At 40.5% G+C, this 12039-nt stretch carries 4 protein-coding genes; 2 read left to right on the plus strand and 2 right to left on the minus strand.

What is annotated here, in order from left to right; translation table 11 throughout:
• Positions 1-11 precede the first annotated feature (11 nt).
• Positions 12-1697, plus strand: coding sequence for a C25 family cysteine peptidase (locus H6G28_RS08800; protein WP_190670308.1), 1686 nt, complete (start codon positions 12-14; stop codon positions 1695-1697).
• 265 nt (positions 1698-1962) lie between these two features.
• Complete coding sequence (locus H6G28_RS08805; protein WP_190670310.1) at positions 1963-7923, plus strand: nSTAND1 domain-containing NTPase; 5961 nt, start codon at positions 1963-1965, stop codon at positions 7921-7923.
• Here the strand turns inward: H6G28_RS08805 and H6G28_RS08810 are convergent.
• Positions 7917-10715: a zinc-dependent metalloprotease gene (locus tag H6G28_RS08810; protein WP_190670311.1), complete on the minus strand. Its 2799-nt coding sequence runs from the start codon at positions 10713-10715 to the stop codon at positions 7917-7919. The two genes, H6G28_RS08805 and H6G28_RS08810, sit on opposite strands and share 7 nt — an antisense overlap.
• Before the next feature lie 574 nt (positions 10716-11289).
• Positions 11290-11976, minus strand: coding sequence for a PHP domain-containing protein (locus tag H6G28_RS08815; protein WP_190589990.1), 687 nt, complete (start codon positions 11974-11976; stop codon positions 11290-11292).
• Positions 11977-12039: the final 63 nt, after the last annotated feature.

Genomic DNA, 12039 nt, shown 5'->3' on the forward strand with positions numbered 1-12039 from the left:
GTGTACTGAATATGGTCGTAGAACCACTAACCGAAGAACTATATTTCAACGGTATTGATGCTGCTTCTGGTAGCTATTTATTGCCACCATTAACACCAGAACAGTTGGCAAAAATTGCTCAGGGTGAAAGTTTTGACCCTGAAGAACTCATTGAACTTCAGCAAAAAGACCAGAAAGTAAAAGGTCTAGACCCGCATTTTGCGCCGATGGAAGGGATAGACCCGAAAAACTTGGCGGAAACAGGTTGGGGTGTGATTTTTGCTTTTAATGCTGACCCAGCGATTAAAGAAGCTCTACAAGAATTATTAGAGCATCGCCAAAGACAAGCAACAGCAAAAAATGAGCATTTTTATAAAGAATACATAGGCCCGAAAGGTTATCGTCCTGGGGAATCGAAGAATCAATTTTTATCGCGTCATGGTGTTGGGCCAGGCCCAGCCGACCCAGATAAAATGCCATACTACCTGTTGATTGTGGGTGATCCCGAAACGATTCCCTATCGTTTTCAATATCAATTAGATGTGCAGTATGCAGTGGGTCGGATTTACTTCGATACCCCAGAGGAATATGCTCAGTATGCGCGGAGTGTGGTGCAAGCCGAAACCACTAATTTAGCACTACCCCGCCGCGCCAGCTTTTTTGGGGTACGTAACGCCGCAGATCAAGCCACTCAACTCAGCGCCGAGAACTTGATTCGGCCTTTAGCTGACTGGATGCTGAATGAGCAGAAAGATAACGAGTGGACAGTTAACAGTATTCTGGCGGAAGAAGCAACTAAAGCCCGCTTAGGCAAATTATTGGGTGGGGAAGAAACACCAGCATTGTTGTTTACTGCTAGTCATGGTATGGGTTTTCCCAATGGTCATGAAAAGCAACTCCGCCACCAAGGAGCGTTATTGTGTCAAGACTGGCCAGGCCCGTTGACATGGCGCGAAGCAATTCCCGAAGATTTTTACTTTTCGGCTGATGATATTGGTAGTGATGCTAAGTTGTTAGGGTTAATTGCTTTTCACTTTGCTTGTTACGGTGCGGGGACTCCGAAATTAGATGAATTTGCTCATCAAAAAGGCTCGAATGAAAGATTAGCGATCGCACCTAAGTCTTTCATTGCGCCTTTACCACGACGATTGCTGAGTCACCCCAATGGCGGGGCTTTGGCGGTGATTGGTCACGTCGAACGGGCTTGGGGTTGTTCTTTTGTGTGGGAAAAAACTGGTAAGCAATTGGCAGTTTTTCAAAGTACCTTAAAACGGTTACTAGAAGGACATCCAGTCGGATCAGCCGTAGAATATTTCAACGAACGCTATGCAGAATTATCTTCTGATTTAAGTACAGAATTAGAAGAAATTAAATATGGGGCGATGGCTAATCCCATCACTTTGTCAGGAATGTGGACAGCGAATAATGATGCTCGCAGTTACGCAATTATTGGCGACCCCGCAGTTAGGCTAGTTGTCGGTAACAATTCCACAGGCGATCGCCCTGTGATTGAATCGATCAAGTTACCCACAGCACCCGCAACACCGCAGACATCATCGGATACACCTGCAATTCAACAAGCCCAAGCAAACTTATCCCAAGCCTTGGAGCAGTTTATCAAAGCTGTTGATCAAACGGCAGGCGATCGCTCTCAAAAACTTCAAGTCACAGTTTCTACTGTGGTGAGTTTACTGGAAACTCTCAAGAAATTAGGTTAATTCGGTAATGAAAACTTAGGGGCTAAAGGCTAGAGGCTAGGGACTAGTGAAACATCCCGTGTCTCTAGCTTTTCCTGATTAACGCCGTGTGCAACTTTCTCTCAAACCTAACCCCCAACCCCTTCCCTTGTAGGGAAGGGGAGCAAGATTCAAAGCCTCTCTCCGCTTCGGGGAGAGGTTTGGAGAGGGGTTTCAAGAATAAGTTGCACATCGCGTTAATTAAACTATCTCCACTCCCTACTCCCTACTCCCTACTCCCCAACCCATGAATACCTTCGAGATTATCATCCAACGCAAATCAGGAGATAGCTGGCCGATTGTGGTCGAATATAGTCGGCCGGGAACACTTTTACCATTGCGTGCAGAAGGTAATCTCCAGCTAAAGGAAACAGATTTACAACAACAAATTAGTTTACTAGGACAACCACAAAAATACGGCATACTCTTAGGTAAAGCTTTATTCCAAGATGAAATCCGTGATGCTTTTACCGCCGCAATTCGGGAGAGTGAAGATTGTTTGCGGGTTTTGCTGTTCATCGAGGCTGTTGATAAAGAACTCAGAACTCTGCGTTGGGAAAGGTTGTGCGCCCCTTTAGATGAAGGTTGGCAAATGTTAGCACTTGATCAGCGAGTGCCTTTTTCTTTGTATATTCCCGCCACCACAGACCGACGTTTCCCCCCCATTGGACGGCGAGATTTACGCGCCTTAATCTTAGTTGCTAGTCCCTCGGATTCACAGAAGTATCAATTAGATTTGTTTGATGTGGAAGGTACTGTTAAAAGTGTGCGTTCTGCTTTGGGTGATATTCCCAGTGATGTGTTAGCAACTGTTGATGGGGCAATGGGTTTGCCAACTTTAGATGAACTCTGCACTCATTTAACAGATAGAACAAAGCAGTATACATTATTACATTTTGTCAGCCACGGTAAATTACTCGACAATGGCGAGACAGTGCTTTATTGGTCAAAGGCTGATAATACAGTTGAGCCAGTCACAGCAACACGTTTGTTAGATAGACTGCGGTTATTACGTGGCGCAAAGGGATTACCCCATTTTACCTTTCTCTGCACTTGTGAAAGCGCCCATCCAGATGCAGAGGCAGGATTAGGTGGTTTGGGACAGCGTTTGGTGCGAGATTTGGGAATGCCGGCGGTTGTCGCTATGACAGAAAAAGTTTCGGTGAAAACCGCCCAAGCTTTAGCAGAACATTTTTATAAGCAACTACACGAGTCTGGGGAAGTTGACAAGGCGCTACAAGAGGCGGCGGCTTCCTTGGCTGAAAGGTATGATGTGACAGTGCCGGCTTTGTTTAGTCGCTTGGGTGGTAGACCGCTATTTAGTGACCAACTAGATAGAGATTTGACAGCCGCAGAAATCGAGTTTGGTCTGAAACAATTAGAGAAATTATTGTTAGAGCGATCGCCTACACTATACCCCAAACTCCACAACCCATCCCAAAAATTAACCGATACTTTCGGCACAGATATCACCACTTTAAGTCCCCAAACGAAACAAGAACGAGAACAAGCGTTAATCGAAGTCAATAACTTGGCGCTGGAAGTCTTGGACTTGAGTTTTAATGCGGTGGCGTTGAATAAGCAATTACCAGCCTACGATAGCCGTTGTCCGTTTTTGGGTTTGTATCCTTTCCGCCAACAAAACCGCGAGTTCTTTTTTGGGCGAGAACAATTAATTACCCAACTACAACAAAAACTAAGTGAACATAACTTTTTGGCGGTGTTGGGTGCATCGGGGAGTGGTAAATCATCCGTTGTCTTGGCGGGGTTAATTCCCACTTTGCAAGAAAAACAGCCCGATTTAGTCTTGGCTTATCTCACTCCCAACAATAACCCCAGCGAACAACTGCAAGCTAGTTTATCGGCGGTGCAGAATCAACCGTCAATTATTGTAGTTGACCAATTTGAAGAACTATTTACCCTGTGTAGTGACGAAACTCAGCGCCAAGATTTTATTCAAAAATTATTGAGTTTGACTCAGCAACAGCCTGTAATTGTTACCATGCGGGCAGATTTTTGGGGTGAATGTGCAACTTATCGTCCACTCAAAGAGTTGATGGAGTCTCACCAAAAATTAATCGGGCCGATGGACTCGGCGGAATTGCGAAAAGCAATGGAATTACAAGCCGCACAAGTAGGGTTACGTTTTGAAGCTGGGTTGAGCAATAACATTTTAGATGATGTGCAAGGCGAACCAGGGGCAATGCCCTTATTGCAACACGCCTTGTTAGAGTTATGGAAACGGCGACACGGACGGTGGCTGCGCGTTGAGGAATATGAAGCCATTGGGGGTGTACAGAAAGCGATCGCCCAAACTGCCGATGAAGTTTACAATAGTTTGTCAGCCGACGAACAAGAACAAGTTAAAAATATCTTTATTCGGTTAACTCGCTTAGACGAAAACGCCGTCCAAGGTGAAAGGCGCAGAGATACACGCCGCCGCGTTGGGTTAGAAGAATTAATTCCCGCCGGAGACAAGCAAATATTAACCAAAAATCTCCTCAAGCGGTTAGCTGGTGAAGGTGCGCGACTGATAGTAGTTAGTGTTAATTCAGCCACATTTCAAGAAGAAGTCGAAGTCGCCCACGAAGCCTTAATTCGCCATTGGCCAAGGTTAATTACTTGGTTAGATGAAAATCGTGTGAGTTTGCAACTGCGCGAAACAATTCGCCAAGCAGCCTTTGAGTGGGAAAAACAACAAAAAGACGAAAATTATCTCATTCATCGCGGCGGTAGATTAAAAGAATCCCAAGAACTTTTAAAACAATCAGGCTTTTTAAATCAACTCGAATCAGAATATATCTCTACTTGTGCAGCATTTCACTTACGCCAAGAACAAGAAAAAATTAATCGTCGCCGTCGTGATATTACCACCATCCTTTTCATGAGTGGCGGGACAATAATTACTTTAATTATTACAAGTTTGTTATTCAAATCATTAGACCTGTGGCGCAAAGGAGAATTTAATGAAATCAATGCCAGTAGTTTAAATTCTTTGGCGCTGTTTAATTCTCATCAAGAGTTACAATCAGTCATCTTAGCAATTAAGGCAGGCAAAAAACGACAGACACAAAACAACATTAAACTGTTCTTTTCCGAACCATTATCACTGGTTCATCCTCCTGAACCATTCAGAGAAATCCTAGAAAAAATCAATGTCGGCAAGAGCAACCAAAAACTCGATCAATCACAACCCAGAGTCATAGAAGCTTTACAAAAAGCTGTATATCAAATTAAAGAACGCAATCGTTTAATTAAACATGAGGCTACTGTTCAAACAATTGCCTTCAGCCCGAATGGCCAAATTATCGCCTCCGGTAGTGCTGATAAAACTATTAGGCTTTGGGATCTACACGGTAAAGAGTTAACAGTTCTCAAAGAACATCAAACTAGTATTACAAGTCTTGCCTTTAGCCCCGATGGTAAAACTCTTGCTTCTGCTAGTGAAGATGGTGAGGTAAAAATCTGGAATTTGGCAGATTTTGATGAGAAAAATAAAAATTTAATTTCAAAACGAGATTGGAAAGCGAAAGAGGTAATTACAAACATTAGCTTTACTCCTGACAGTCATAATTTAATTATTGCTGGTTTATTTGATGTCAAAATATGGGATTTAACAGAACAAGAATCTGAACCGACATTCCTGACAGAAGATAGCGGAGATTTTATTATTACAAGTATATCTTTACGCTCAGATGGTAAAATATTGGCAATTGCTAAAGTAAGTGATAAAAATTTTGATTCCAAGGATAATTGGCAAGATAGTACTATAGAACTTTGGAATTTAGAAAATGAACCCAAAAAATATACTCAATTTATTGCAGCCCAGAAAAATACAATTTCAAGCATGGTTTTCAGTCCAGATAATAAAACTTTAGCTGCTGCAAGTGTTGATAGTATAGTGAAAATTTGGGATTTAAAGCAGTTAAATAGTCAGCCAATAAAAACCTTAAAGCCGCCTAGTGATACTCAGGATAAAAGTGAAGATATTAATATAGCTCTAGACTTATTAGCCTTCAGCCCAGATGGTCAAACTCTGGCTTATGGTAATAACAAAACTGTTCAACTATGGGATTTAAATACTCAGAAATTACAAACTAGTTTAAATGGTCATCAAGCTGATATCTCTAGTGTTGCTTTTAGCCCTAATGGCGGAACCCTAGCCTCAGCAGGTGGAGACAATACTATTATTCTATGGAATTTAGATGGCAAACTTTTAAATACTCTTACAGGACATGAAGCCGCCGTTAATCGTCTGACACTCAGTCCTAATAGTCAAATCTTAGCTTCTGCCAGTGATGATAATACAGTCAAACTCTGGGATTTGAATGGCAAACTTTTACATACATTAACAGGACACAAATATGCAGTCACCAATATTGCATTCAGCCCCGATAATCAAACTTTAGCTTCTACCAGTAATGATAATACAATCATTATCTGGAATTTAGATGGCACATTATTACATAAACTGACAAACAATAACTATTCGCTAACCAATATTGCCTATAGTCCTGGTGGTTATATCTTAGCTTCTGCTGGTAGTGATAATACTATTAATCTTTGGGATGTAAACGGTAATTTATTGCATACCCTCAAAGGTCATAAATATGCAATTACTAGTATTGTCTTTAGCCACAAAAATAAAATTATCGCTACAGCCAGCAAAGACAAAACCATTAAACTCTGGAATTTTCAAGGCGAGCTACTACAAACGCTAAACGGTCATCAAGCAGCCGTTACAAATATTGCTTTTAGCCACAATGATAAAATTTTGGCTTCTGGTAGTGAAGATGGCACGCTTAAACTTTGGAATTTGCAGGGTAAACTATCATCATCAACTTTTAAAGATAAAAATCATTCAGCGCCTATTACAAGTGTAGTCTTTAGTCGTGATGATAATCAGGTTATCTTTGGTAGTGCAGATGGTACTATTAGACTTTGGGTGAAGAATAAAAGTTTACGTACCTTAACAGCGCATCAAGCATCTGTGACTAACATTGTTTTGGATGCCAAAACTAACACTTTTGCATCTACCAGCGAAGATAACACAGTTAAATATTGGAACTTAAATGGCACACTGTTGCAAACCTTCCGAGGACATAAAGCCACAGTCACTAGTGCTATTTTTCATCCTTATAAAAGGATACTGATTAGTTCTAGTAAAGATAAAACGATTAAAGTTTGGAAGCTGAACAAAATTGGGCAAACTCTCAAGCACTCAGACACAGTTACAAGTGTAGCTTTTAGCCCTGATGGTAAAACTTTAGTTTCTGCTGATTATGATAAAAATATTAAAATTTGGCAGTTAGATGGTGATCAACCAAGATTTCTATATCCTCTCGAAAGAGATTTTAAGGATACTCAAATTATTACGAAAATAGCATTCTCTCCTGATGGGAAATATTTAATTACCGCTACTAATGAAAAAGATATTTTACTCTGGAATTTACAGAATAAACAATCAAATAACGTCAAATTTAATTCAGATGAAAAGTATAAGCATAAAGGTATAGTTACTAGTATTATTATTAGCCCTGATGGTAGAAAAATTGCATCTAGTAGTAGCGATACAACTATCAAAATTTGGGATTTAAATGGTAAGCTGTTGAAAACATTTTCAGATAAAAGTGAAGTTACACAAGTAACCTTTAGTCCTGATGGTAAAACCTTGGCTTCTGGTAGTAAAGATAAAACTATCAAACTCTGGGATTTAAATGGTAAGCTGTTGAAAACGTTTTCCGATAAAAGTGAAATTACACAACTAGCCTTTAGTCCTGATGGTAAAACCATCGCCTCTATTAGTAAGGATAAAAATATCAACCTCTGGGATTTAAATGGCAATCTCTTGCATACCCTAAAAGGACATGAATCTCAGGTAACAAGTGTAGTTTTCAGTCCTGATGGTAAAAATCTGGCTTCTAGTAGTAAGGATAAAACTATCAAACTTTGGGATTTAGATGGTCGTCTGTTAAACACATATTTTGGACATGAGTCTGTCGTCACAACTGTAGCCTTTAGTCCCGATGGCAAAACTTTGGCTTCTGGTAGTTGGGATAATACTGTGCGATTGTGGAATGTGGAAGAAACTGATTTAAATAGGTTGCTTGCTAGTGCTTGTGAATGGGTAAAAGATTACTTGGCTAATAGCGATGATGTAGAAGGTAGGGACAAAAAAGTTTGTGATGACGTTTCCCTATCTCAATAACTCTTGGAAAGCAACTGGGAATTTAAGGCTTTGCTAATGCGATCGCCTGCAAATTCTAAATGAGCTATTGTGTAAATATCTAATGTTTCGCCAAATTCTTTCAGCTTGCTATCAATGGCTGTTTGCAGTTGTCGCAATTCATACCAAGCTAGTGTGCGGCTATCTTCTAATTCATCATGAGTCTTCAACAGCATCTCTAACAAGATGTTCAGGTGTTCTTGTTGTAGGGAACGGCGAATGCTAGATATTGATTTTGGTGGTTCTGGGGTGAAAATTTCTGTCCAAATACCTGTTTGCAGGGTATCAAATAATTCTGGTAAAGACAGTGCTTGTCCAGGTTGAGCTTTTAATTCTACATCCCGCAGACGATTGATGCGATCGCTATCTAACAGCGATCTTAATATGGCACTCTGAAAACTGAGAATGCGATCGTGAATCGGATAATCAAGACGAGTATGATGTATTGGACTACCCCAATGTTGCCAGCGCGACGGTGCAAGTTGATTTAACAACTGCGGTGAGAAACTAAAAGCATCTTCCGCAAACACATATTCTTGCAGCTTGGCTAATGCTTGACGTTGTTGGGTTAGGGAAACGGGTACAAAAGCCCAAGAAATCTCATCACCAGCATGAAGCCGCCGAAATGACTGCCCACCAATATATTGAGAAAGTAAGCTGGCATTACGGAAATAATATCTCAGCACTCTATTAAACAACACCCGCAAGCTACTATAACTTTCTCCCTTGGGTAAATAACCTTCATCCAGACGTTGCCACATCACACGGGCGTTGTCCATTTGCCATTGAGAATACACCAACACATCACTACTTATATCCCAAACATTCGCTAACGGGTTGATGTCGCGGATATCTTCGTCAGTGGCGTAAGACAATTCTGGTTGCGGTGATGCTAAGGCAATTGCTTCTAAAAAGCTTTTTTCAGTTTCCGGCGTAACTATTTCACCCTCGACATCAGGTAGTTTTTTGTAACCATAGGCAATTGCCCATTCATCATAAGGGCCGACCACACTCGGAAAATACTCACCTTGCGGCACTCCTTGAGGGGCAATATTCACAGGCAAATAGTCCATCACCGAACCTGTTAAACCTTTGCTTTGGGTGATTTCTGGGTTATTTAATTCTTGCGGCGCTAACATTGTGCTGCCATGAAAATTGTGCCGCAAACCCAGAGTGTGTCCCACTTCATGGGCAATAACAGAACGCAAGTATTGATGAACATACTCCTTCATCATTTCACTATTGGGCTTGGTATTTTGCAGCAGCGATAATGCTAACGCCCCCATAGCGACTTGTTCAGTAGACTCTGTGCCGTAACAAGTCTCTGTGTCTTGGGAGTGGGGAGTGGGGAGTGGGGAGTGGGGGAAGACAAGGTAGAAAGACCTCTCCCTTATCTTCCTTGTCTCCCTTGTCTCCATTGTCCCCATTGTCTCCCCTGCACCCCTGCGCCCTGCCGCCTGCGTCTCTTCTGTCTGACACATTGATGAAGCCTCGATCAGTGCATGATATTCTTGTTGAACTGAGCGCACCATGTTGGCATCAACAATAATATCTGCGTCTAAGATTTCGCCTGTGAGGGGGTTTACACGCATTGGCCCCCTAGCAAAGCCAGCATCTAAAGAGTTGAACCAGCGAATAGTGTTGTAACGCACGTCTGCAGGATGCCATTCAGCATCATCTGGCATTTGTCGCACTTCAACAGCATTTTGAAATCCTGCTTTTTCAAAGGCTTTATTCCACATTAAAACGCCTTCTCGAATGGCATCTCGGTATATTGGTGGAACAGCATTTTCAATCCAAAATACAATCGGTTTTTTCGGTGGAGATAAAGGTGCGTTAGGGTCAGACGGTTCTAAATGCCAACGATTAATGTATCGGACAAATGGTTCTTGTAGATGATCTGGCGAAAAATCTTGGAAGGCAGTAATAAAATAACCTACTCGGTCATCAGCAATTCTGGGAATATAGCCGTTATTTTCTGGCAGTTGGGAAAAACTATAATGTACTTTTAAACTCAAGGCGCGACTGTCTGGCAATGTTGTTAAATTTGCCCCTTCTGGTGAGGAAAAACCATAAATAGAATCAATTTCAACATTATCCAAAAAACTCTGCACATCACCAAAATAAGATTTAGTTTTATCAAAGTGATATTCAGCTTGTAAATAGTATTTTAATAAAGGTGCTAAACCGGAAAAATCCTGCATTAACAGTTCTTCTAGGTCAATAACTAGACTGTTTGTGCTTGGTTCAATACTATCAATTGCCACAGAATAAAGTACTGAATCACTGAAGGAACGAGTTAGCGATCGCTGTTCAGCTTCACCTGATTTTATCCGAAATTTGACATTCTGAACTACGAAATGCAAATTATCCTTGACACGCCGCCAATAAAACAAAAAATCAGCTAAAGGTAATCCACTATAAATCCCACTTTCCCCAATCCCAGATTCTAAAGTAATTGTAGCGAGATAACTTTTATTTAGCTGTTCTGGCTTAATTGCTAAATAAACTTTGCCAGATTCTGTGTCTTGATAAGTTGTGAATAGTCCCGCTTGTTTAATTATCCCTTTCTCTATAGGCTGATATGGCTGTGTTTCTGCTGGTTTTTTTTCGCCAAAATCACTGGTATCTACTAAATTTTCTACTCCTGGAATTGAATTTATTTCTTGAGGATTTGGTTCTGAAAGTTGATTGGCAATTGCCCAACTATTATTGCAGAAAAAGTTATATAGAAATATTATGCAGATTGCTAATTTGGCGATCCAGTGTTTCATTCTTTAGCTTTTGTTTGTGCAGTAGTGATTGTGTCGAGGCAAAACTGTATTTTTCAAGACTTATTCAATACTTAAGACTGACTTGTAGTGTCAATTCACTGTAGTCAGACACAGAATTATTTAACGTCAAAGATTAGAAGTCTGGCGATTTAAAGTTGCGTCTTGCAAAGAATTTTTCTGGCTCCATTGAAATTAATTGTATCTTAAGGTAGATGTTGTATACGGCTATAGATATATGTTTTTTTGAACTATATATTGTAAAGCTGTTGCAATAATGTATGTCTTGCTACACTTTTTTCCATAACAAAATCCCCGCCTTTGATTCAAAAGGCGGGGAGTTAAAGCTGTGAATTATTTCTAGTGAATTTAGTAGATTTTATTGAATAAAATTAACCATAGATGTAGATATTAGCTTGATAAAAGTTGGTTATTAACTAATACCAAATTGAAGAATGATTGCGCCAAATGGATTTTCCAAAAGCTTACCAGTAAACCTTTTTTCAATCTAGAACCCAATATGGTATATTCCCCTGGCTGATTCAACCAGGAGTAGTTCAGGCAATTAAATATACATTTACAATCGCTGGAGTAAATTTAAACCATGAGTATCAGTACCACAGGTATTAAATAAGCCATATTCAATAGCTAACTGTTGCACTTGTTCTGATTCTTTGTGACTTGGTTTCCAAGGGTTGGGGTTATTATAAGCGTAGAAACTTTCTACACCATCAATTCCTTGTTCCGCCGCCGCCGCAATTAAATCAAAATGCGATCGCCGATAACGTGCGGGGTGTGCTAAAACCGCTAATCCACCAGCTTCATGAATCGCTGCAATCACGTTAATTGCTTCATATTCTCTACCAGTGACAGCGTGTCTTTGCAAGTAAGGTTTAATACTAGAGTGATTTGGTTCAAAAGCGTAAGCCAAAATGTGAACCTCATTATCTAAGAGGTTGGCATTAATTTCTGTACCACTCCACAAATCAGGAATATTACTATCAGGATTGTTCCACTTCCAGTCTTCTAACCAAGCTTTTGCAGCTAAATAGCCACCAATATTGTGATGATCAGTAATCGCTAATCCTTTTAAGCCAATTGCGATCGCTTGTTCCATCAATGCACTTGGCTCTAACTTCCCGTCAGAATAGACAGTGTGCATGTGAAAATTAAAGAATCTCGGACAACTTTGGGCATCTATCTTCTGGAATACTTGTTTTAAAAGTTCGCAAGAAGTCGATGTCCGCGTACAATTCATCACCATAAATATCCTCTGCACAAATATACGCAGTTATTCACAAACTCAAACACCACACTTAATAGATAA

It is taken from the genome of Nostoc sp. FACHB-190, assembly GCF_014696905.1.
Lineage (GTDB): Bacteria > Cyanobacteriota > Cyanobacteriia > Cyanobacteriales > Nostocaceae > Nostoc_B.